Annotated in this window: 16 protein-coding genes; 5 read left to right on the forward strand and 11 right to left on the reverse strand. The window is 45.5% G+C overall.

The annotated features are described in order from the left end of the window. Positions 1 to 63: 63 nt before the first annotated feature. Positions 64 to 1,581, reverse strand: a complete 1,518-nt coding sequence (locus FR741_RS16995; RefSeq protein ID WP_046873810.1) for a phospholipase D family protein — start codon at positions 1,579 to 1,581, stop codon at positions 64 to 66. 518 nt (positions 1,582 to 2,099) lie between these two features. Here FR741_RS16995 and FR741_RS17000 point away from each other — a divergent pair. The 3 genes from FR741_RS17000 (at position 2,100) to FR741_RS17010 (ending at position 7,032) form a co-directional block, all read left to right on the forward strand. Then, the gene (locus FR741_RS17000) at positions 2,100 to 3,257 is read left to right on the forward strand and encodes an efflux RND transporter periplasmic adaptor subunit (protein ID WP_047008042.1); all 1,158 of its coding nucleotides are present in this window, start codon (positions 2,100 to 2,102) and stop codon (positions 3,255 to 3,257) included. 13 nt (positions 3,258 to 3,270) lie between these two features. Continuing rightward, complete coding sequence (locus tag FR741_RS17005; RefSeq protein ID WP_167427273.1) at positions 3,271 to 6,423, forward strand: efflux RND transporter permease subunit; 3,153 nt, start codon at positions 3,271 to 3,273, stop codon at positions 6,421 to 6,423. Between the two features lie 342 nt (positions 6,424 to 6,765). Then, positions 6,766 to 7,032: a hypothetical protein gene (locus FR741_RS17010; RefSeq protein ID WP_046873807.1), complete on the forward strand. Its 267-nt coding sequence runs from the start codon at positions 6,766 to 6,768 to the stop codon at positions 7,030 to 7,032. Positions 7,033 to 7,675: 643 nt separating this feature from the next. On the opposite strand, the gene FR741_RS17015 is transcribed toward FR741_RS17010, so the two are convergent. The 6 genes from FR741_RS17015 to FR741_RS17040 are packed head-to-tail and all read right to left on the reverse strand — an operon-like array spanning position 7,676 to position 12,936. Next, positions 7,676 to 8,335, reverse strand: coding sequence for an HAD family hydrolase (locus FR741_RS17015; RefSeq protein ID WP_167427274.1), 660 nt, complete (start codon positions 8,333 to 8,335; stop codon positions 7,676 to 7,678). Positions 8,336 to 8,337: 2 nt separating this feature from the next. After that, positions 8,338 to 9,357, reverse strand: a complete 1,020-nt coding sequence (locus FR741_RS17020) for an ABC transporter ATP-binding protein (protein WP_167427275.1) — start codon at positions 9,355 to 9,357, stop codon at positions 8,338 to 8,340. Then, complete coding sequence (locus tag FR741_RS17025; protein WP_115386500.1) at positions 9,354 to 10,142, reverse strand: ABC transporter permease; 789 nt, start codon at positions 10,140 to 10,142, stop codon at positions 9,354 to 9,356. Before FR741_RS17025 ends, FR741_RS17020 begins: the two co-directional genes overlap by 4 nt. A 2-nt stretch (positions 10,143 to 10,144) precedes the next feature. Next, positions 10,145 to 11,035, reverse strand: coding sequence for an ABC transporter permease (locus FR741_RS17030; protein ID WP_114323427.1), 891 nt, complete (start codon positions 11,033 to 11,035; stop codon positions 10,145 to 10,147). Further along, on the reverse strand, positions 11,032 to 11,856 hold the full coding sequence (locus FR741_RS17035) for an alkaline phosphatase family protein (RefSeq protein WP_114323426.1): 825 nt from the start codon (positions 11,854 to 11,856) through the stop codon (positions 11,032 to 11,034). The genes FR741_RS17030 and FR741_RS17035 overlap by 4 nt, the downstream gene beginning before the upstream one ends. Before the next feature lie 12 nt (positions 11,857 to 11,868). After that, positions 11,869 to 12,936 (reverse strand): ABC transporter substrate-binding protein, encoded by a 1,068-nt coding sequence (locus FR741_RS17040; RefSeq protein ID WP_005392695.1) that lies wholly within the window; start codon positions 12,934 to 12,936, stop codon positions 11,869 to 11,871. 210 nt (positions 12,937 to 13,146) lie between these two features. Between FR741_RS17040 and FR741_RS17045 the strand changes: the two genes are divergently transcribed. Then, the gene (locus tag FR741_RS17045; protein WP_167427276.1) at positions 13,147 to 13,875 is read left to right on the forward strand and encodes a UTRA domain-containing protein; all 729 of its coding nucleotides are present in this window, start codon (positions 13,147 to 13,149) and stop codon (positions 13,873 to 13,875) included. 62 nt (positions 13,876 to 13,937) lie between these two features. Here the strand turns inward: FR741_RS17045 and FR741_RS17050 are convergent, their stop codons facing one another. Further along, positions 13,938 to 15,524 carry a BCCT family transporter gene (locus FR741_RS17050; RefSeq protein ID WP_005392697.1) on the reverse strand — a complete coding sequence of 529 codons (1,587 nt, stop codon included), beginning with the start codon at positions 15,522 to 15,524 and terminating at the stop codon, positions 13,938 to 13,940. Between the two features lie 304 nt (positions 15,525 to 15,828). Here FR741_RS17050 and FR741_RS17055 point away from each other — a divergent pair, with 304 nt between their 5' ends. After that, positions 15,829 to 18,237, forward strand: coding sequence for a beta-mannosidase (locus tag FR741_RS17055; RefSeq protein ID WP_167427277.1), 2,409 nt, complete (start codon positions 15,829 to 15,831; stop codon positions 18,235 to 18,237). 101 nt (positions 18,238 to 18,338) lie between these two features. Here the strand turns inward: FR741_RS17055 and FR741_RS17060 are convergent, their stop codons facing one another. The 3 genes from FR741_RS17060 to FR741_RS17070 form a co-directional block, all read right to left on the reverse strand. Next, positions 18,339 to 18,593, reverse strand: coding sequence for a hypothetical protein (locus FR741_RS17060; RefSeq protein ID WP_046875806.1), 255 nt, complete (start codon positions 18,591 to 18,593; stop codon positions 18,339 to 18,341). Positions 18,594 to 18,778: 185 nt separating this feature from the next. After that, positions 18,779 to 20,281 (reverse strand): efflux transporter outer membrane subunit, encoded by a 1,503-nt coding sequence (locus tag FR741_RS17065; protein ID WP_134645439.1) that lies wholly within the window; start codon positions 20,279 to 20,281, stop codon positions 18,779 to 18,781. Next, positions 20,278 to 23,340, reverse strand: a complete 3,063-nt coding sequence (locus FR741_RS17070) for an efflux RND transporter permease subunit (RefSeq protein ID WP_167427278.1) — start codon at positions 23,338 to 23,340, stop codon at positions 20,278 to 20,280. Before FR741_RS17070 ends, FR741_RS17065 begins: the two co-directional genes overlap by 4 nt. Between the last annotated feature and the right edge of the window lie 8 nt (positions 23,341 to 23,348).

A 23,348-nucleotide genomic window follows, 5' to 3' on the forward strand; every position in this document is an offset into this window, starting at 1 on the left:
CCCCAAATCTAGTGTCCATTCTTGTCTTGCTTTATCGGGGAGGTTTTGAAACATTGGCAATTGTTATAGCTGATCTTCAATTGGCAATATGCCGGAGAACCAAGCGCCCATTTTTCGCCATACTCCGGCCTCTGGTTCAGAATCATATTCTTTGCCTGTTTTTATGTCGGTCCAGACAATGTCTCCGTCGCGCAGAGTTAAGGCATAGGCGTTATTCGACAATTGATTCGGCAGTTGTTCTAGAAACATTTGCACATATTCTGGCTGTTCGATAACAACGGCCATTTCGGTATTCAAAGCGGCTGAACGTGGATCCCAGTTCATCGAGCCAACAAACAGAGTTTTGTCATCAATCGTCATTGCTTTTGCGTGTAAACTTGCTCTGCTGCTCCCCGTGAGGCTCCACTTGCTTTTGAGTTTCGCGCTTGCTTTTACTTCCCATAGCTTGACCCCAGCTTCGAGTAGGTCTGTTCGATATTTTGCGTACCAACCATGCACGGCAAACACGTCGTTAGAGGCGAGACTATTGGTCACAATCGTGATATCAACGCCTCGCTTGGCCGCGTTACTCAATGCTTGTGTGCCGACTTCGGTTGGGACGAAATAGGGGGAGATAAGAACAAATGAATGTTCAACACTTTTAACCAGCTCCGTTAAATTATCAATAAGTTGGCTCTCTCGGGTCGCAACTTTATCGGGTAAGTCAAACCATACTTTTGCTTCTCCCCAGTAGAGCTTGAGATTGCCTTGTTTGAGAGCTTGGTACATATCCAGTTTAGTGAAGTCATAACGGCCGGTTGAGAACTTTTCCTCTAGCTGGAGTTTGTCGACCTGCTTTTGAATCGCCAGGTCGGTAATTTGCTGTGAGTCCGGTGTTATCCATTCCATTGGTATCGCATAGGCGCTATTCCAATAGAGGTCGAACTGATCTGCAGTTTGTTGTACCGCCTCACCATAGAGCAGTAGATCAAAATCACCAAATTCGACTTGTGATTCAAAAGAAAAGTACTCATTGCCGATATTCCTACCCCCGACAATGGCAGAAACACTGTCTGCAATCAGAGACTTATTATGCATACGACGATTAAGACGTTCAAAATCGCTAGCAAGAGCGAACCAGCGGGAGTCGCGATACTGATGCGGATTGAATAAGCGGATTTCGATATTAGGATGTGCATTGAGGGCAGCCATCACGTCATCGTTTCGCTTTTGCATATCGTCAAGCAACAGCCTTACTCGGACTCCACGCTTTGCAGCTTCATACAAGCGCCACGTTATTAGCTGACTCGTTTCGTCACCACGGTAAATATAGTATTGAAGATCAAGGCTTTTTTGTGCGGACTCGATTAGAGAAGTGCGAGCAAGAAGGGCATCGTGTCCTTGATTTAAAGGAGAAAAGCCAGTGATTGACTTTGGGTCTTTCCCGTAAGCTTCAAAGTACTGTGCAAGCACAGAGTCACCTTGATACCCAAGTTGGAAGCTAGTGGATTTTTCACTGGGATCGTTCAATGACACGGATGAACATGCCGATAAAATTGTGAATAAAGAAGGGAAGAGCAGCTTAGCGAGTGTATGTAACAAAGTACATTTCCTTGTCTTACAGAGTGTTACTTATCAGAAATTATAGACCTAAGTTGCCGCAGCATGCATCCAACAAGGTTGGATAACGGGCTATTAATCAATGAATTGTCATGTTCTCGGGATTAAGTTCACCTTTTTGAACGCAGATAATCATTTATTTTAATTATGATTGTGTCTGAATTGGTCATAATCACTAATATCTGGTGATTATGACCAATAGCACACTGGTTAAAATAGTTGAGTAATAATAACTATTTGAATTTTAATAAATAAATTCCTGGCACGTCCCTTGCTATTTAAAAGAAGAGTTAAGTCAGGGCAGCTTGCGAAGTTAGTTAATTTTTTGTTAATTTTATTAACTTTGAATTGGCAATAACTCTGTAGTTAGCAACCGAAAAAGCAAGGTACGCGCTGCTTTGACGTCTATTCAAATGTAATTCCCTCACCATCATGCTTACAGGGAGTCAAAGATTTAATAAAAGCATGGTGATGAAAACAACAATAAAAAAGGATTTTCGATGTTAGCAAAACCCGTATTACGTTGGCTTTTACCTTTCGTTGTCGTTGGTGGATCTTATGCAGGATATGCCGCAATCGCCGCGACAGCTCCGGAAAAAGAGTCAACCAAAGATGCCATTACAGAGCCTACCGTTCAGGCTTCTTCTCTTTTTCCTACCGATCATAAAGTGGTGATAACCAGCCATGGTGAGTTAGTCCCTTTTGAAAAAACACACCTTTCCGCGCAAGTCAGTGGTGAAGTGATAAGTTGGCACCCTAATTTTGTAACGGGTGGGATCGTGAAACGAGGAGAAGTACTGTTCACGATTGAAAGTGACAACTACGAAGCGTCGGTTTTGCAAGCCGAAGCCAATTTAGCTAGCGCACGTGCGAGCTTAATTGAGGAGCAAGCCAAAGCGGAAGTGGCAAAACGCCAGGCCAAGAGACTGAGCGATAAGCAAGTGACAGACCTGTATTTACGCAAGCCTCAGGTTTTGAGCGCGCAAGCGCAAGTGAAGTCGGCTCAAGCAGCACTCAAGCGAGCAAAAAGAGATTTAGAAAATTGCAAAGTCGTTGCACCTTACGATGCGCTGGTTGTTGAGCGTGATATTGGTGTTGGTCAATTTGTTACATCTGGCTCTCGAGTTGCCACGCTAAACAACATTGAAGTGGCGGAGGTGCACGTACCAATTGCCGGTTTTGATAGTGCATTTTTACCCGAATCCATTGGTGAGCTCACTGCGACAGTAACGCAGCAAGGTGTGTTTTCTACCACTAGAGAAGGTCGAGTGGTTCGTGATTTAGGCATGATTGATAGCGCTACCCGAATGATTAACATGGTCATTCAAATCGCTGACCCATATGGTATTGATAATCAGCAGCCTCCAATTAAATTTGGCTCCTACGTTGAAGTGAGCTTCACAGGTAAGGAGCTAAAGCATATCTATCGCCTGCCACAGGAATTAGTCAAAAATCGCACGGTATGGGTAGTGAATGGTGAGAATCAACTTCAACCTCGGACGGTAACGGTCTTGAGAGCAGAAGGTGAGTTTTTACTCGTGGGGGAAGGCTTAGAGCAAAGTGATAAGCTGGTACTTACCTTGCCGGAGTACCCTCAAAAAGGCATGGCGGTACAAATCGCAAAAAAGAGTGACGACTCCGAAACCGTCGTACAGTAAGTAGGAGTTTGTCATGGAAGATACTAAACAAAAGGGCTTAATTGCTTATTTTGCGAATAACCCCGTCGCTGCCAACCTTTTGATGGTGTTCATCATCATCATGGGTGTGGTGAGTTTTCTCTTTATTCAAAGGCAGATGTTTCCGAACATTGAGGTGAACTACATTGATGTTCGTGCGACTTATCCTGGCGCTTCACCTCAAGAAATTGAAGAAAGTATTCTCGTTAAGGTTGAGGAATCGATTAAAGATGTCACCGGGATTAAAAAAACGGTCTCAACGGCCTCTAGAGGTAGCGCGTATGTCTCTATCGAGGTAGACGTTAATGCTGATATCAAGCGTGTCTTGGATGATGTAAATCAACGCATTGATACTCTATCCAACTTACCTGCCGGTATGGAACCGATCAATGTCTACCAAGTTGAGTGGCGTCAAGATGTGATAGAAATGGGGTTAGTTGGGGACCGACCGCTTGAAGATCTCAAACCCATTGCTAAGCAAGTCGAGGATGAATTACTTCAACTCAAAAATGTCATGTTGGTGTATTTGAGTGCACCAGAGGAAGAGATAGCGATTGAAGTTGATCCACTCGTTCTTCGTAAATACGACTTGACGTTGAGCGATATCAGCAGCGCGATCAGTCGTTATTCTGCCAACTTTTCTGCGGGCGAAGTCAAAACAAACTCAGGGATGATCGCAGTAAGGATTGAAAATCAGTACTACCGTGGTGATGAGTTTAGGAATATTCCTGTAAAGCTTGGCGCAAATGGTGCGAAGGTTTTACTGCAAGATATCGCCACGATCAAAGATGGCTTTACGGAAGAAGAGCGCTACTTTGAGTACTCAGGGCAAAATGCGATCTACATGTCTGTTGAAGCGACTCGTGATCAGAACATTATCCCTGTTGCCGAGTCTGTTCGTAATTATATCGAAGCAAAAAATAAGACATTACCGCAGGACGTTAAGCTCAAAGTCTTAGTGGATACGACCTATTATTTAAATGGTCGTCTCGACATGATGTTGAAAAACTTGCTGCAAGGCGCAGCTCTAGTGGCGATTATGCTGACCATTTTCTTGCGCTTTCGCTTGGCAATGTGGGTAATGATTGGGCTGCCAGTGTGTTTTCTTGGCGCGGTGATGATGATGCCTGCATTAGGGATCACGGTAAACATCGTATCTCTTTTTGCCTTCATTATGGTGCTCGGTATTGTGGTCGATGACGCCATCGTGATGGGAGAGAGCGCCTACAGCGAAATTGAAGAAAAAGGCGGTGGCGTCGAAAATGTGGTTCGCGGTGTCAAACGTGTTGCCACGCCAGCTACTTTTGGCGTTTTAACCACAATTGCCGTGTTTGCCCCTTTCTTGTTGTCTAGCGGTATTGACAGTGCTTTCTTCTATGGTATCGCGGGTGTTGTGATTCTTTGTTTGATCTTCAGTTTGATTGAATCAAAGTTAATCCTTCCTGCTCACCTCGCACATACCCACTTTAAGCCAGTTAAACCTGGTGGCTGGCGTGACCGATTTAACCAACGTTTTTTTGGCTTTGTAAACGGCACTTATCGTAACTTTGTCACGACATGTACGCATTGGCGCTGGACCGTGTTTGCTGTGTTTTGCGGTTTACTGCTGATCAGTGCGGCTTTGGTCAACGCGAATTATGTTCGGGTGATCCCTAACCCTAAAGTGCCTACTGATTATCCTGCGATCACTATTGAAATGAACGATACCGTTTCAAGTGAGCAAACAATCAGCGCTCTTAAGACCATCGAACGTGTGATGCAAAAAATTGAATCAGAGACCATCGCAGAACATGGTCAAGGCATGATTCGTGATGTGCTTTCGTACAACCGAAGCCGCACCGAAGGCCGTGTTTTAGTGCCATTGGTTGATGAGGAATTACGCCCGTTCAACACATTTGAACTTGCTCGACGTTGGCGTGAAGCTATGCCAGTTATTCCTGGAATGAAGAGCATCAAAATCCGCGAGCAGAGCGCGGGTGGCGGTGACAGAGATGAGTTTGGTTACTTGCTGTTTGGTTCTAATATTAATGAATTGAACGAGGCTGGGCGTTACTTGATAGAGCGTTTACAGCAGGAAGAAGGGTTATACGATATTTCATCTTCTATTGATTCAGGAAGCAAAGAAGTGCTCCTTTCTCTTGCGCCTGTAGCGTACGATCTCGGACTGGATCTCACCATGATCGCAGAGCAAGTGGGTGGCAGCTTCTACGGTGGTGAAGCACAGCGTCTTATTCGTGATGGTGAAGAAATCAAAGTTATGGTGCGTTACCCGCAACTGACACGTGAAGCATTCTCATCATTACGTTACGCTGTGATTACCACGCCAGCAGGTAAGAAGGTCATGCTGGGTGATGTGGTTAAGATCAACGAGCAGCCGGGCGTGAGTAGCATTCGGCGTGAAGGCGGGTATCAAACCGTTTATGTCTATGGTTCGATAGACGAAGAATTGGTTGAACCTCAAGAAGTCGTGAAGGTCATCGACGACAATATCTTACCGGACATGAAGCAAGTCTTCCCGAGTGTGAAAACGGAATTGGGTGGTGATATTGAAGAGCAAGCAGCGCAGCGTAATGAACAGATTCTGTTCTTTATTGCAGGCATGATCATCGTCTACATCTTGTTAGCCGTACCGTTAAAAAGTTACACCCAACCGTTGATTGTAATGTCAGTCATTCCATTTAGTCTGACGGGGGCGATTTGGGGCCACTTCTGGCTAGGTTTGGATATCAGTATGATGTCGACATTTGGTTTGATCGCCGCTGCTGGCGTGGTTATCAACGACTCTCTAGTTATGACAGATTACGTAAACCAAGTGAGAGAAAAGGGTATGAACATCAAACAAGCGGTGGTTGAAGCGGGCTGTGCACGCTTTCGAGCGATCACGCTCACCTCCATAACGACGTTTGCGGGTGTATTGCCGATTATGTTTGAAACGAGCTTGCAGGCGCGTTTTGTCATACCAATGGCTGTAGCTTTGGGCTTTGCGGTGTTGTACGCAACGGTTCTGACTTTAGTGCTGGTGCCTTGTTTGTATTTAATGCTTGAAGATATTAAAAATATTTTCAGATCGATTAAGGGGTTTATTCATCGCTTTATCAATCGTTTCAGAAAGTCGCCAGTGACGTCGAGCGTTGAAGTAAATATATAGAGTTAACAAGCTTGATGTTAACGATTAGGAGCAGCCTTCGGGCTGCTTTTTTATTTCTGTATTTTGATTCAAAGCAGTTCTAGAGTGGGTTGTTACGTAATTTATTCGATGAAAGAACAGCGAGAAAATCTCCTGATAAGTTATTCTTTTTATGAATACCTTTTGCGTGTTTGATTTCCTTGGTTAATTTAACACTTGGTTAGCGAAATTTACCAGATGGAGATAATGATGAATATATGGGTTTGGTTAAGCTATTGAAAAATAACAAAATAAAAGTTGGCATCGTATGTGCAATATATAAATTGTAACTAAAACGAACTGCTAATCCTCAAGGAGCTTATTATGAAAAGCGTATTTCTATCTACTCTAAGTCTTATTGTTGTAATGTCATCACCAATCGCTGCTGCTAACACTTTAGACAAAGAGGAGTGGAGCTCAGATTTACGTCAGGACTTTTCTGAAATGAAGCATGAAGCTGTAGCAGATATTCAGCAAATGAATATGGATGCCATCCACGCACGCGATGAGCGTATCGTGAAAAACATTAAAGATGAGCAAGAACAGTTAGTAAAGGTAACGTGCCACAAAGAGAAAGCAAGCAAGTCATAACCGCCGATAAAGAGACTAACAGACGAAAATGAATCCAATACGAGTTCAGTGCTAGTTAGCAGTAAGCACTGACCTTGTTGCTCTACTTGCCAGCCTTTTAAGGCTGGCTTTTTTGTTTTTACTACCAGACCAATAAAGCTGGAAGAAAAAAGCCCGCAAAGAATTTCCTCTGCGGGCGTAATAAAGGGCACCAAATTGGGTGTCTATTCATTTTGGAGGTGGTCGAACGTCCATATAAAACTGACAATAGGCTTGGTGAGAGGCTTACCACCAGCGCGACCAACGGAGCTAAAGTTAACATTGTTGCAATGATTGTTAAAATGTTAATTCTTCAATCAATGTTTTCATTATCGTTAGTCTGGATTGTGAATATGTTGTTCTATTGTTCCTGGAATGCTTGACTGTCGAATTTGAATACATCATGAGATATAGATGACCCTTCCTTTATCCATTTTGGTTATATAAATCTTGTCATATCACACTGCTAAATCTTCATTATTTTTAATAATTCGACATGGCTTGCGCCATTTTGTTACTGGTGTGTTTGTTTTTCGATAGTCTCAAATTTGAGTTCACGTATAACCAGGCAATTAAAGGAAAAGAGCAGCAGTTCGCTGCCCTTTATTGCTATAAAGACCGAAGGCTAATTCCAACGTAATAGCGTCCAATGTGATCGATTCGCGTGTTCTTTTAGGCGTGGGCATGGATTTACCAGGTAAGCGTAGTCCGCGTACTCACAGAGCGGCAAATCGTTGATTGAATCGGTATAGAAGTGGATTTCTGAATAAGGCTCAGCCTGATTTTCTAGCCACTGTTTTAAGCGTGTGACTTTACCTTCACGATAACTAGGGACACCGTCGATTTCAGCAGTATAACTGTTGTTTTTCTCGATTAAATCAATGCCAAGTGCGGTTGGAATATTAAGACGGCGACCAACGGCTTCCACCAAAAAAGTGACGCTGGCAGAGATGATAACCATCTCTATACCATCACGAGACAGTCGCTCAATCAGAGTTTTGGCTTGAGGAAACTGTTTAGGCAAAATATGGCTTTCAACACATTCTTCAACCAAGGCGTTTACTTCTTCAATCGGCATGTTTTCTAGCGGCTTCATGGAGAACGCTAGATAGTCTTCCATGTCCATTTTACCTTCAGAGTACAAGGCCATTAGACGCTGATCTTCCTTAATAAATAAAGGATCAGTCGCGATGCCTCTCTCAACCATAAACTCGTTCCAAATCATTGCGCAGTCAGCGTTTATTAGGGTTTCATCCATATCAAAAACATACAAAGGTTTGGACATGTTTAGGCTCTCACTGGTTGAATTTCGTTTAGGTTAAAGAGTAGCTCTAGTTGGCTGCCATTCGCTAGTAAGCGTTCTGAAGAGCGGTTAAGCAAGTCAACAGTGAGCTCACACTCTTCAACGTTCACTTGATAGCGAATAACGTTACCGAGAAGCTGGTGGTTGGTGATCGTACCTACTTGTGGCGCTGAGATGTAGCTATCATATTGACGATCTTGCTCTTTTACATATATAGACTCTGGGCGAATCGCTACTTTCCATTCGGTATCAATGTTGAAGAGTTGCTTGGCTTTATTGGCTTCTACAAGGTTGTAGTGTCCCATGAAACCGGCCACAAACTCGTTAGCAGGGTGAGTATAAATTTCTTCAGGTGTTCCTGCTTGAACAATTTCCCCTTTACTCATTAGGAAGATACGATCAGACATAATCATCGCCTCTTCTTGGTCATGAGTTACGAAGATAGTGGTGAGATTCATCTCTTTCTGAATGTCTCGGATTTGCTGACGAAGGTGTTTGCGGATTTTGGCATCAAGCGCAGAAAGTGGCTCATCAAGCAATAATATGCGAGGTTTCACCACCAACGCTCGAGCGAGTGCGACACGCTGGCGCTGACCGCCAGAAAGTTGATGCGGATAGTGTTTTTCTTTACCTGCCAGATCCACCAGTTTGATGACTTTAGCCACTTCACGTCGAATATCATCATTCGCAAGCTTTTTCATTTTTAAGCCAAATGCAATGTTGCCTTCGACGGTCATATTGGGAAACAGCGCATACGATTGAAAGACCATCCCAATACCACGCTCTTGCGGGACTTGATGCGTGATATCTTCTCCGTTTACCCAAATCTCGCCTCCATCGACAGGGTTAAGCCCAGCAAGGCTGCGAAGTAGTGTCGATTTACCACAACCGCTAGGGCCCAAAAGCGTAATGAATTCACCTTGCTCGATGTTAAAGTGAATGTCCTCAAATACGGTGTTATCACCAAAACGTTTAGTCAGATTTTTCGCTGTTACGTAGCTCATTGTTTGACTCCTCGGCTGAAACGACTTGCCAACCAAGTCAGTAAAAAAATAAATAGGAAGTAGGTCATCACTAAGGCAGACGTAAAGTGGCCGCTCGTCTGACGCATGTTATACAAGTAGATTTGCAGGGTTTCATAACGTGTGCCGACTAAAATATTGGCGAACACAAACTCTCCCAATAGAAATGAAAATGAAAGGAAAAGCGATGCCATCAGTCCTTTTTTGAGGTTAGGTAAAATGACCATCAAGAACGCTTTGGTTGTGCTTGCCCCTAGCAAATGTGCAGCGTCCATTAAATCATTAAGGTTAATTGCTTCGAAGCTATTAGAAATCGCACGATACATGAACGGTAACGCGATGGTGAAGTAAGTACCTACTAGAATCCAAGGGGTACCGATAAGGGAGATTTCACTGTCAGCATAAAGTTGAAGCAAGCCGACGGATGACACCACTGGTGGTACAGCGAATGGAAGCAAAATCAATACGTTCATGAGCTTATCGAGCTTCGGAAAGTAGTAAAACACCACGAATATCGCTGGCAGAACCAGAATCACACTGAGGGTTAGCGAAGCAATACAAATAAACAGCGAACGCCCAAATGCTTGCAAAAAGCGTGGGTCGGTCAGCAATTTAACGTACCAATCAAAAGTGAAGCCATCCGGAAGCACCGTTGCGCCCCAGCGTGATGAAAGCGAATAGACAAAGGTCGCTAAAATCGGGATGAGCATGATCCCAACAATGGAATAAACCACCGTTTTATGGAATCGAGTATTAACGTTGTGCATGACTACTTCCTACCTGCATAGCTTTTCGAAATGAGCCATTGGTTAATCACTGTGATAAAGGCAAGTAACGCCATTAGAATCACCGAAATTGCAGCGGCGAGATTAGGTTCAAGGAACAGGTCCCCCGATACCAGACTCGCAATTCGAATTGTGATGACGTTATAGTTACCGGAGGTCAACGCATAAACACTCGCATATGCGCCGATTGCGTTGGCTATTAAGATAATAAAGGTACCGAATAAGGCCGGTGAGAGCACTGGCAGCGCGATTTTCGCCCAATACTGTGATGTTTTGGCTCCCAGTAGCGCAGCAGCTGCTTGCCAATCATCACTCAACGCGTCGAACGCAGGGTAGAGCAACAACACCGCCAGTGGGATTTGGAAGTAGATGTAAATGGCCAGCAGGCCCCATTTACCATAAAGGTCGAAATCACCGAGTAAGCCATACTGCTTGAGCAAAAGGGTAATCGCCCCATTGGTGCCCAAAATAATAATAAAAGCGAATGACAGAGGTACGCCTGCAAAGTTGCTGCTCATGTTCGTAAACGCAATCACACCGTCGCGGACTTTAGAATCGACTCTGCGTAGAGAAGAGACCAACAGAGTCGCAATGGCTAAGCCAAAAATGCTCGACCATACAGCTAACCACAAACTGTTGCCAAACGCCTGCATCATAAAGGCGGAGTCGAGCACTTCAATGTAGTTATCGAAGGCAAACTCGCCATCGTAGATAAAGCTGTTTAACAGTACCCAAATCATCGGTGCGAGTTGAAATAGGTAGAAAAACAGCGCGAAAGGCACCAACCAAATGGCTGGCTTAAAGCGCTTTAACCAAGTACTTGCCAAATTTGAGCGTGATTCGTTGGAGCTTGGGGAGAGGACAGAACTGCTCATAGTGCTAACAATTCCTGAGTGTATGGCTTCGTGTGGTCAAGGTTTAGCAATTGACAAACGGTGCCACAAATATCAGTTTGCTTAATATGACAATCTTGATGGGTAAACTTATCACCAATGACAAACAGGGGAACTTCTCGCTCTTCAGGTAAAATCCCACCGTGAGAAAGATCGTTGTTCATGCCATGATCGCTGGTCACAATGATTTGATACCCATCAGCAAGCCATTGATCGATATAGTTGGAAAGAATAATGTCTGCACCTCGCGCACAATTGCGGTATTGGCGAGAGTCTAGGCCAAACTTATGTCCTGTATCGTCGATATTCATCGGATGGATCAATAAGAAATCAGGTTGATAGTTGCGACGTAAATACTCTGCGTCCAGGAACAAGGCTTCATCAGGATAATGATCCCAATGGTAAAAGCAGCCGTGCTGGATATTCAGGGTTTCATCATGCGTGAAACGATCGCGAACAGGTTCAAATGGTGTGCGATTATAAAGCTCACTTACCCAGTGGTAGGCAGCCGCAGCGGTCACTTTTCCTTGGGCTTTTGCCAGACTGAAAATGGAATCGTGTTTGGATAGACGAACGATATTGTTGTTTACGATGCCGCTTTCTACAGGGCGAACGCCAGTTAAAATGCACTCATAAAGTGGGCGAGACATAGAGGGCAGCTCACACTGCACAGGATAAAGCGTTGCGCGAGTTTCTTGTTGGGAACGACTTTGTTCTAGAAGACCATTGAGGTAGCCCATGCAATCACGGGCTACCTGATAGTTCAGTCCATCTAGAACAACAAGGATGACCTTATTGCTCATAACTACTTACTCTTATTGCTGGTGGATTAAGACACTTTCTTGCCATTGACGTGGCAGCTTACGTGCGGACTTTTCCCAAGCTGAGAAGTCAGTCACTGGGTGAACATTGCTGTATTGGTCATTAGCAATTAGCTTGTCTTGCACTGCTTGAGGCAGTGTGATGTTAGTTCGAATTGGACGCGCATAACCTTCTGCTAAGTTGATTTGCCCTTGATCGCTGAAGATGTACTCACGAGCAAGCTTTGCTGCATTAGGGTTCTTCGCGTATTTATTGATTATGGTTGTATAACCAGATATCACAGAGCCATCTTGAGGAATGCTTACTGTAAAGCGGTCGCGGTCAATTTTGTCGCGGTAGTTCAACGCATTGAAGTCCCACATGATCGCCACTTCAACTTCGCCTTTTTCTAAGTTGGCGATGTTCGGATCGGTAAATGAAAGACGACCTTGCTTCGCGAGTTCAGAAAAGAATTTGAGCGCAGGCTTGAGGTTGGATTCGTCCCCACCATTGGCGAACGCTGCGGCGAGAACCGCGTTGTTTGCCTGTGCTGCTACGCCGACGTCACCTACGGTCACTTTGTAGTCGCCTTTTAATAGGTCATCCCACGTTTTTGGCGCGTCTTTTACGAGGTTATTGTTGGAGATAAAAGAAATAGTGCCAGTGTAAGCAAGTGCCCAATGACCATCTTCGTCTTTTGCCCAATCTGGAATGTCATTCCAAGTTGTTGGTTTGTATGGCTGAGTGACGCCTTTTTTAACCGCTACACGTGCGAAGGCAAAGCCTACGTCACCAATGTCTGCGGTCGCGTTTTTCTTCTCAGCTTCGAATTTTGCGATTTCTTGAGCCGAGCTCATATCCGTGTCTTGGTGCTTAAGGTTGTAGTTTGACTTTAAATCAGCCCAAGTGTCTTTCCAGTTCGCCCAACTATCGGGCATACCTACACTGTAAACCGCCCCTTCTTTTTGTGCTGCGGTAACCAATGACTCAATATCGGCTTCTTTCGCTACTGTTGGTGCTGCAAGCGTTACCGCGATGATTGCCGCTGGTGCGGTAATTGAACGACTTAGCAAAGTTTTCATTGTCTCCATCCTTCTGGACTAGGTCAGTAAGTTCGCTTTGTATGCTATGGATGGAATGTGACGATTTAGCGCAAGTAATTTGACAGTTTTTATGAATTTCTATGGCACTTATATTTCATACGCTCAATATGTGTTCTGTTGATTAATGTCATATTTTTGTTACGTACACGCCTTATGTTGTTCATCAAATTATCGTTGGACTAGATCAGAATGAGAGCGACAGGCACCAGCCAATTTGGTACCCAATTAGGAAAAATTAGAAGCAGCTTAAAGCAGCAGATTCTTTCCGGCATCATGTCGGAAGGACAAAAATTGCCATCAGAAAGAGAGCTCAGTGAACTATTTTCTACGACTCGAATCACTATCAAAGATGCGTTGGTGTCTTTGGAAACCGAAGGCCTGATTTACCGAGAAGAGCGTCGTGGCTGGTACGTATCTCCGGGGCGTATCTGTTACAACCCGTTGTCTCGTTCTCACTTCCATCAAATGATTCGAGAGCAGCATCGTATTGCGGAAACCAAATTACTCAACGTACGAAGTGAAATGGCCGCAGGTGAGTATGCAAAATCGTTAGAGGTTGAGCGAATTACCCCAATTTATGTGATTGAACGGTTACGTTTTATTGATGGGCGAGCGGTATTGTTTGTTGAAAATATACTCAAAGCAGCACTGTTTGAAGGTATATTGTCCGAGAACCTCACCATGTCACTGACAGGTATTTATCGTGAGAAGTATGGCTACGAGACAAAGCGCTCTCGTTTTGATGTGATTCCAACGTCAGCGCCTGCTCATGTCGCTAAGGCGTTGAACCTAGCTGAAGGACAACCCGTCCTGAAAATTCGTCGAGTAAACTACAAACAAGATGGCAAATTAATGGACTGCGAATTCGAGTATTGGCGTCCAGATGCAGTGATGATTCGCATTGATAGCGTAGGATAAAGCGCAGAATTAAAAAGAGCCCAATGAAGGGCTCTTTTTCGCATATTGGTTAGAGAGGCGGTTTAAACGAGGCCTTGCTCTTTTGCCATTTTACTTGCTATGCCAGGCGCTTTCCAAATGCTTGGCAGCAAAATGAAAGACACAGGTACGGCGGTAATTACAATGAAAGACTGCAATGCAGAAATACCACCAGAGCCCATTGAGATAAGCGCAATAGCGACAATACCCATCATCAAGCCCCAGAATGAGCGAATCACTGCGTTTGGTTCCGTAGAGCCCGTCATTACCACACTGATTGTGTAAGTCATCGAGTCACCTGTCGTCACGATAAATGTTGTCGTTAAGATCAGGAACAGAACCGAAATGATCATTGGGTAAGGTAATTCACCGGTAATCGCTAGCAGTGCTGCAGGCAAGTTAAAGCCTTCAAACGCAGATGAAATCAAGCCAGGGTTATCAAGCTCAAACGCAAGGCCACTGCCGCCAACAATACTAAACCAGAAGCAAGTAATCAGCGGTGCTGCGATGCTAATAGACATGATCAGCTGGCGAATTGTACGACCACGAGAGATACGAGCAATAAAGATCGCCATCATTGGGCCATAACCGATAAACCAACCCCAGAAGAATACTGTCCACCAGCTTAGCCAGCCCGTATCACCACGGTAAAGCGCCATTGGGAAGAAGTTATCTACCATGCGACCAACGCCTTGTACATAGCCATCAACAATAAAGCTTGTCGGTCCAAAGAACAGGATGTAACCAATTAACAGCACAGACAAAATAATGTTGTAACGACTGACGATTTGAATACCTTTGCTTAAACCGCTTAGTGCGGAAAGGGTATACATCAGGATCGCTGCCATGATAACCATGCTTTGCGTTACGAACGTATCTGGCAGGCCAAACAATGAGTTTAGCGCGTAGCTAATTTGTAAACCTAAGAAGCCTATAGGGCCGATGGTTCCTGCTGCTACGGCAATAATGCTACATGCGTCAGCAACATCACCAATCCAGCCTTTAATGGCTTTATCGCCAAACACAGGGTAAAGCAGAGTACGCGGCTTAAGAGGCAGGCCTTTATCGTAATGCAAGTGCATTAAGACAATGGAAGATAGACCACCAAGGATCGCCCAAGCTAAGAAGCCCCAGTGCATAAAAGACTGAGATAGAGCATTGATTGCGGCAGTTTTCGGTGAAGCTTCACCGTATAAAGGTGGGGCAGTCACAAAGTGCGCGATAGGCTCAGCAGCGGCCCAGAACACACCACCACCTGCAAGTAGGGTACAGAGTACAATTGACAACCACTTAAAGTTATCAATATCAGGTTTCGCTAGACCACCTAGACGCACATAACCAGTGCGACCAAACGCAAGAGCCAAACCAATAAGGAAATTCAGAAGAAGCAGTACTTGCCAGTAAGCTCCGAAATATTTAGTAGCAAAGCCGAAGCCGGTGTTAACCATTGCGGTTAGAGAGTCGGTATTCGTTAGGGCAAGTAAAACGAATAGAGTGAGGAAGCTACCACTTAACCAAAAGACAGGATTGGTGAGTTCGAGGCGCTTGAGCAGAGATGGGGGATGAATAGCAGAATAGTCAGCATCCTGAATAGGCGCTGTGTGGGAGGCGGCATTCGTCATATTTGACATAATTACTTCGCTTTTTAGGGCTATGAAGCCGTGCATTTCCCCTCACATCGTTTCGACGAAAAGTGTGAGGATGTTCAAAAAGCCGATGATGTTAACATGTCGAAGTTGCAAATATAACCTTAGATTTCGATTAATTTTTAACAGGTTAGCCAAGTTGCTGATTTTTGGGTAGAGATCAAAGGAAAGTGTTTTTACGTGAAGTGCACCGCATTTCGTATGTAAATAACATTTCCCTTGTTTTTGCATGGATTACTCAGGATTACATTGAGCAAACATGTTTCTTCTCCAAACTGAGGTTTACTCAATGGCTCACTTCGAACTTAATGGACAGTGGTTACTTACCTCGCCACAGCGTCCCGATATTGAAATTCCAATGTCTATTCCGGGCGATAATCTTTCGGCGCTTTTACAAGCAGAGCGCATTCCGGATCCTTATTTTGCCGATAATGAAAACAAAGTTCGTTGGATTGAAGAGTGTGAGTGGCATATCTCGCGTGAGTTTGAAGTCGACGCGTTTACGTTGTCTGCCAAGCAAGTTTGGATGACGCTAACTCGTGTCGATACCTTGGCAACCTTCTATATTAATGGTGAGTTAGCACTAACTTGCAGCAACATGTTTACTCAACAACGAGTTGATATCAAACCTTATTTAAAACAGGGCATAAATACTGTTCTTGTTCAATTCGCAAGAGTCGATATAGAAGGTGTGGAACGTGCTAAAAAATTGCCTTTCCCAATCCCTTCCGCAATGGGAAATAATCAAATTCCGCACATGAATTTGATCCGAAAAACGCAATGTCATTCCGGATGGGACTGGGGCATTTGCTTGATGGTATCGGGTATTTACGACCCCATTCAAATCGACATTGTGAATGAGCTTTGGCTCAAAGGCTTCTCGACAGAGCAGCAATGGCAAGCCGATGAGAGTGTGTTTCTTGATGTAGTAGTTGAAGTGGAAACGGACAGTCAACGCCATGAACTGATTGTTGAATTTAATGGTGAGCGTCAATGTATTCAAACAAAAGGAAGTGGTCACTATCATTGCCAGTTCCACATTTCGGAGCCTAAACGCTGGTGGCCATCGGGTTATGGCGAAGCTTATCTTTACCCCATTACCATTTCTTGCAGAGAGCAAAAGTTAACGCGCAACGTTGGTTTGCGTCAGTTAACCCTAAATAACCAAGCTGATGAACATGGCTCTGCGATGGAATTTATCGTCAATGGCGTACCAATTAATGCCAAAGGCGCCAACTGGATCCCTATTGACGCAATGCCGGGGCGAGAGTGCGAAACACGTTATCGCAACCTTTTGCAAAGTGCGGTTGACGCCAACATGAATATGATACGTGTGTGGGGCGGAGGTCAGTACGAGAGCGAGATCTTTTACAATCTGTGTGATGAGCTCGGCTTGTTAGTGTGGCAAGACATGATGTTCGCATGTTCACTGTACCCATCAAACGACGAGTTTTTAAAAGAGGTCGAAGATGAGCTTCGATACCAAATTCCTAGGCTTAAAGAGCACCCATCAATAGCGCTTTGGTGTGGTGACAACGAAGTGATTGGAGCTATTGGGTGGTACGAAGAATCTAAGCACAATAAAGTCAAATACACGGTTAACTACGATCGCCTCAACCGCATGATTGAGCAGGTGATTACCGAACAAGATAGCGTTCGTCGTTTCTGGCCAAGTTCCCCGTGTAATGGTGAACTGGATTTCGGTGACGCGTGGCATGATGATAGTAAAGGCGATATGCACTTTTGGGACGTTTGGCACTCAGGAAAATCATTCAATGCCTACCTTGACGTGAATCCTCGTTTTTGCTCTGAGTTTGGTTTTCAATCTTGGCCGTCTTTTGCAGAAGTTAAGCAGTTTGTCCCGGAGCAAGATTGGAATATCACGTCCCTAACCTTTGAACAACATCAGAAGAATCCTCGTGGTAACAGTATTATCACAGAGATGTTCACGCGTTATTTCCGTTTTCCCTCTGGATTCGAGAACATGCTGTATTTAAGCCAAGTTCAGCAGGCAATCGCGATCAAAACTGCGTGCGATCATTGGCGTGCCATTTCTCCAGTTTGTCGCGGTATGCTGTATTGGCAACTCAACGACAACTGGCCTGTCAGTTCTTGGTCTAGCTTGGAATACAGTGGTCGTTGGAAGCAGTTGCACTACCATGCAAAACGCTTTTTTGCGCCGCAGTATTTGGTATTTTCCGAGCATACAGGCAAGTTGAGCCTGCATTTGCTCAATGATGCCAAAGAGCCCGCAAGCGTCAACGCACTGCTCAAGTGGGTAGATTGGCAAGGGGAAGAAAAGCAATGTTGGAGCTTAGAACAAGCGGTCATAGCAGACAGCAATACGATTTTGTGGCAATTGAATGAATCGGTTGAGAAGGATGAACTTACGTCAGGCTTCTTCTATGTTGAAGCGCAAATCGGTGAAGACAGAATAAGCAACACATGGTTTTGCACTCATGAGCTGAAAACTTTGCCTATGGCAAAAGCCAATATTGATGTCTCTATTGAAGGAAGCCAAATTACATTGATTTCTGACAAGCCTACGTTTTTTGTTCATTTGGAAAGTGATGTTGATGGCAGGTTCAGTGACTCCAGTTTTACTCTGCTGACCAACGTTCCAATGACGGTTGAGTATTTAGGTGATGATGTTTTCGGCATGCAACAGTCGTTGAGGGTATACCACCTTAGTGATTAAAACGGGCATAGAAAATCTATATGCTGATATCTGAGAAGGGGGCCTTTGCTCCCTTTTTAGTTATTAAGTATCCGTTATTAAGCTCAGGTTGAGACAGAAGTTTATTTAAGTTTCTGATGAATACGGTAGCCAACAACAAAACCTATGTAGAATAGCGCTGCGAGAGTAAGCATTGCCGTCGCGTACGCCAGTAGGCTGTTTAACCCTAAACCAAAAGCCAGAGTGAAGGCGATACCATGAATGGCTTCCGCAGGGATTCGGTACCAAGCAGCATGGACGGAAGATCCGAAGAGGATAAAGGTACTAAGTAAGACAATCGTGCCGCCTATAAAGCCGACCCATCTGCTGTTGTTCATGTTGTAATCTCAGGTGTTACCGAGGTAACGTAACAAAATATTTCAGACCCGATATTATACAACCGAGAGAGGGTATAGGTGGTAGAAATATTTGCCTCACAAACTAAGAGGCCATCTAAGTGGCCTCTTTTTAACCGATTTAACGGCATCCGTTATGACGCAAAGGTGTGAGGCTTGTAAGAAACCTAACCTTTGGCATTCGTGTCGGGTTGTGCTTCTGGTTGTAGCGTCCAATCACCACCAAGCGATTTGTAGAGCGCAATCGTAGCGTGTGCGGTTTGTAACTTTGCTGCGACTCGCTGATCTTGCATCATGCGTTGCTGACGTTGCGCATCTAAAACCGATAAGTGATCAATCAAGCCTGCTCGGTACAGTGACTTGGCTTTGTTGACGGCGTTATTGGTGGCTTTCAATGCATCACCGATTCGGCGCTGATTTTCTTGGCTGCGACCATAAGCAAACAGCGAGGATTCGGTTTCTGCCAAAGCTGCCTCGACCGTATGTTGATAAGACAATGTCGCCGAATCAAAACGCGCTTGGTTGATGGCTTCAATCGCCTCCCCACGCCCCCCATCGAACAAGTTCCAGCTTACGCCTGCCGCGCCCATCCAACCGAAAGAATCGCTACTGAAAAGATCGTCAAAGCTTGACGCCGACAACCCCGGAGCGCCTGTCAAAAAGAACTTCGGATATTGATCAGCAACACTTGCTGCTAACTCTTCATTGAGCGCGGCCATTTCGCGCTCTGCTAAGCGGATATCGGTACGACGTTTCAACAGATCGGAAGGTAAACCGACCGGCACCATGTCTTGCATGACAGGTACACTATGCTGCTTAGACAGACGGATTTCGACTTGCGTTAGCGGCTCACCAAGCAATACTGCTAAACGATGTTTGTGCGCTTGTTGTGCAATTTCTAACTGCGGAACGAGCGATTCCATCGCCGCAAGCGTGGCCTTTGCTTGGGCTAAATCGAGATCAGAACCGTAGCCGCTACGCACGACTTTCTCGACGAGGTCGAGTGTAAGTCGTTGATCTTCTAAGTTCGACTTTGCCAACTCAAGGCGCTCGCTTGCACCTTGGTATTGCAAGTAGTTGTGAATCAAATCCGCCGTGATCACTGTGTTCAAGCCGCTTTGATAAATCTGAGCTTGTTCGAGACGAATATGCGCCGCGTTCGCTTGGCGGTCAATGCGCCCAAACAGATCAACTTCCCAAGCGATACTCGCGCCTGCAAATACACCATCGTGCTGATTATCCATTAGGGTGACGTTACCAATTTGAGGTGGCAGACCCGACACGGAATCACTGAGTGGATTCAATATCGGACCGAGTGAAGAGTCATTTTTACTGAACTGATAGTTCATGTAACCCGCACCGAGACTAATTGTCGGCACCTTGAATGACTCCACCATGGTTTTATAGTTGTTGGCCATTTTCACCCGCTCGGCCGCCACTTTCAGCGGAATGTTTTGGCTCTGCATGTCTTGAACCATTTGATTCAACACCGGATCGTGAAACTTAGTCCACCAAAACTCAACGTGTTGTGAATCGGTACTCAACCCTGCATTTTCGGCGTTCAAGTAGGTTTCTGCCATGCTGGTGGTCGGTGCTTGGTAGTCTGGCCCCACTGCACAGCCCGCTAAACTTAGGGCTAGAACGACAGGCGTTAGAATGAATTTTTTCACGATGACGCCTCCTCTAGCTCAGCGTTGGTTTGTGTGGATGGTGCTTTTTCTTTGTAAGCAAGGCGATACAGCGCAGGCATGACAAACAGTGACAATATGGTTGCGGCTGCCAAGCCTCCGATGATGGTTGCCGCCATTTGGTCAAACAGCAGATCTGACAGCAGCGGGATCATGCCGAGCGCGGTCGTTAACGCCCCCATAGAAATGGCCATAGTACGGTTGACCGTGGCTTCTTTGATCGCGTCAGACAAGCTCTTGCCATTTGTGCGTTCGAGCTCAATTTGATCCATTAGTACGATGCCATTTTTGATGATCATCCCGGTTAGTGTGATAGCTCCGATCAGCGCCATAAAGCCAAATGGTTTATCGAATCCAAGCAGAGCAAACACAGCCCCTGATGCTGCCAGTGGTAGCGTTGCGAGGATGATGATTGGTTGCTTAAAGCCGTTGAACATCGCGACTAAAATGATCACCATGATCAGCATTGCTTTTGGTTGCTGCTTCATGATGTCGGTGACCGCTTTGTCTTCATCGTAATATTCGCCTCCCCATTCCATGCTGTAACCCGCCGGAAGTTGGATAGCTTCAACCTGATCTTTAATGGCATTTCTTACATTCGCTGGTGTGGAGTCTCGGCTCACACCCGCTTGAACCGTGATGGTTTTCACGCGGTCTCGTCGCCAAATCATGCTCTCTTCGGTGACCAGTTCGAATCCATCCACCACTTGACCAAGTGGAACGCTGTTAAAGCCAAGTAGCGAGCGCACAGGTAGCGTTTCTAGTGACGCCATGTTTTGCGATGTGCCACGTAACTGAATTGGAATCAGCTCATCATTCAGGTTCATTTGTCCGAGCGGCATGCCATCTGATGCACGTTTTAGCGCGAAAGCGACATCGGCGCGGTTAATGCCTGCTTGACGCATTTTGTCTTGGTTTAGAATCGGCTTGAGCACTTTGCTTTCTTGGCGCCAATCATCGCGAATATATTTTGCATCAGGGTTTGAAGCAAAAATCGTTTTCGCTTCCGCCGCTAGTTGATGTAGTACGGTTTCATCCGGACCAGAAAAACGCACCTCAACCGCGAACTTATCTTTGGTTGCCAGCTTCAGCGCTCGGAAGCGAGGTTCGGCATCTGGAAACGCCTTTTTCAGCCAATCATCACCACGCGTCACCAAGTGGCTGATGCTCTCGTAGTCTTTGGTGTTGATCAGAATCTGGCCGTAGGCAGGATCGAGCGGTTCAGGCTCTACCGTTACCGAGAAGCGAGGTGCACTGGTGCCGACATAGCTAGAGATACTTTCCACTTCTGGTTGTGCGACCAACCATTCTTCAACTTTACGCATGTCTGCCGAGGTTTGTTCAATCTTGGCACCATTGGGTAGCCAGTAATCGAGAAACACAATTGAGCGATCCGACTGAGGAATAAAGTTCACGGCCACATACGGGATTGCCACGGCGGTGACTAAAATCAGCGGAACCAAAGCGGCTAATGCTTTACGCGGGTTGTCCACCGTCCAGAATACCAACTGTTTATAACGGCTCGGTTTGGTCTCTTCGCTGTTAGCTTTTGGCTTGATGAACATCCACGCCATTAATACCGTAAACGTCATCGCGACGATCCATGAAAGCAACAGTGACGATGCCACAATGTAGAACACAGAGCTCGCAAACTCGGCGGAGTCGGTTTTGGAGAACAACACTGGGCTTGCGCCCATAATCGCGATGACAGTTGCGCCTAAAAGTGGCACAGCGGTTTCTTTGACGGAATCAATCGCGGCGCGAGTTCGCTCGATACCTTTGTTGAGCTTGGCGATCATCATATCGGTGATCACAATGGCGTTATCCACCAACATGCCCAGTGCGAGAATAAACGTACCTAGCGAGACACGGTGCAAATCGATGCTGGCGATGTTCATGTATACAAGCGTGAGCAAAATCGTCAGGAGCAAGCTTGCACCAACGATGGTTGCACTCTTAAAGCCCATGAAAACCAACAACACAACAAAAACAATCGCGACACTTTCAAGCAGGTTGCCAACAAAGTCGTCGATAGACTTTTGTACTTCTTCAGGTTGATAAGCAACGGTCGAGATGTCGACACCCAGCGGCAGTGTTGCTTGGTAGTTAGCGATGATGTCTTGAATCGTATTGCCAAGTGACACCACGTTGATGCCTTGAACTGGGCTCACCGCCAAGGTGACAGCGGGCTCTCCGTTGTAGCGGTTTTCTGCCAATGCTGGTGTTTGATAACCCATGGTGATATCGGCGATGTCACCAAGACGAATCAACCCCGAGCCAAACTCTGCGGTGCCACCATTGATGATTAAATTGCGAATGTCTTCTAGAGACTGAAACTCACTGGTTTGCGCAATACGAATACGCTCTGTACCTGCATCGAATTTTCCCGCTTCGAACGTGCTGTTTTGTGTGCTCAGTTGGTTCCAAACTTGTGCGATCGACAAACCATATTGAGCCAAGCGCTCGTCTGGCATATCGATATGTACAACGCGAGGTTGAACGCCGTGTAACTCGATCTTTTTGATGCCGTCGACGGCTTTGATTTGGCGTTGCAGCTCTTCGGCGTAGCGACGCAACTCTTCTGGCGCAGCATCTGTGCTGTGGATAGAGAAAAGCATACCGTAGACTTCAGAGAACTCGTCTTGCACTACGCTGATCTGCGCGCTGGAAGGCAGCTGCAGTTTTACATCGTCCACTTTGCGTCTCAATAAGTCCCATTCCTGCGGAAGTGCTTTGGAATTAAGGCTCTCTTTGAGGTCAACAAAGACCATAGACAAACCTGGGCGAGACAATGAACGCAAGCGATCCAACTCCGCCATTTCCTGCAATTTGGTTTCAACGGTATCGGTGACTTGGTGTTCGACTTCTTCGGCAGATGCACCCGGATAAAGGGTCACGACTACCGCAGTTTTTACCGTAAAGCTTGGGTCTTCTAACTTGCCTAAGTCGAAGTAAGAATAGATGCCAGCGATCACGCTCAATACGATAAAGAACAGAACGAACTTACGTTGGCGAATCGCGAATTCAGCTAAATTGATCATGGATTCGC

The sequence above is a fragment of the Vibrio diabolicus genome (assembly GCF_011801455.1).
In the GTDB taxonomy this organism is placed as follows: Bacteria; Pseudomonadota; Gammaproteobacteria; order Enterobacterales; family Vibrionaceae; genus Vibrio; species Vibrio diabolicus.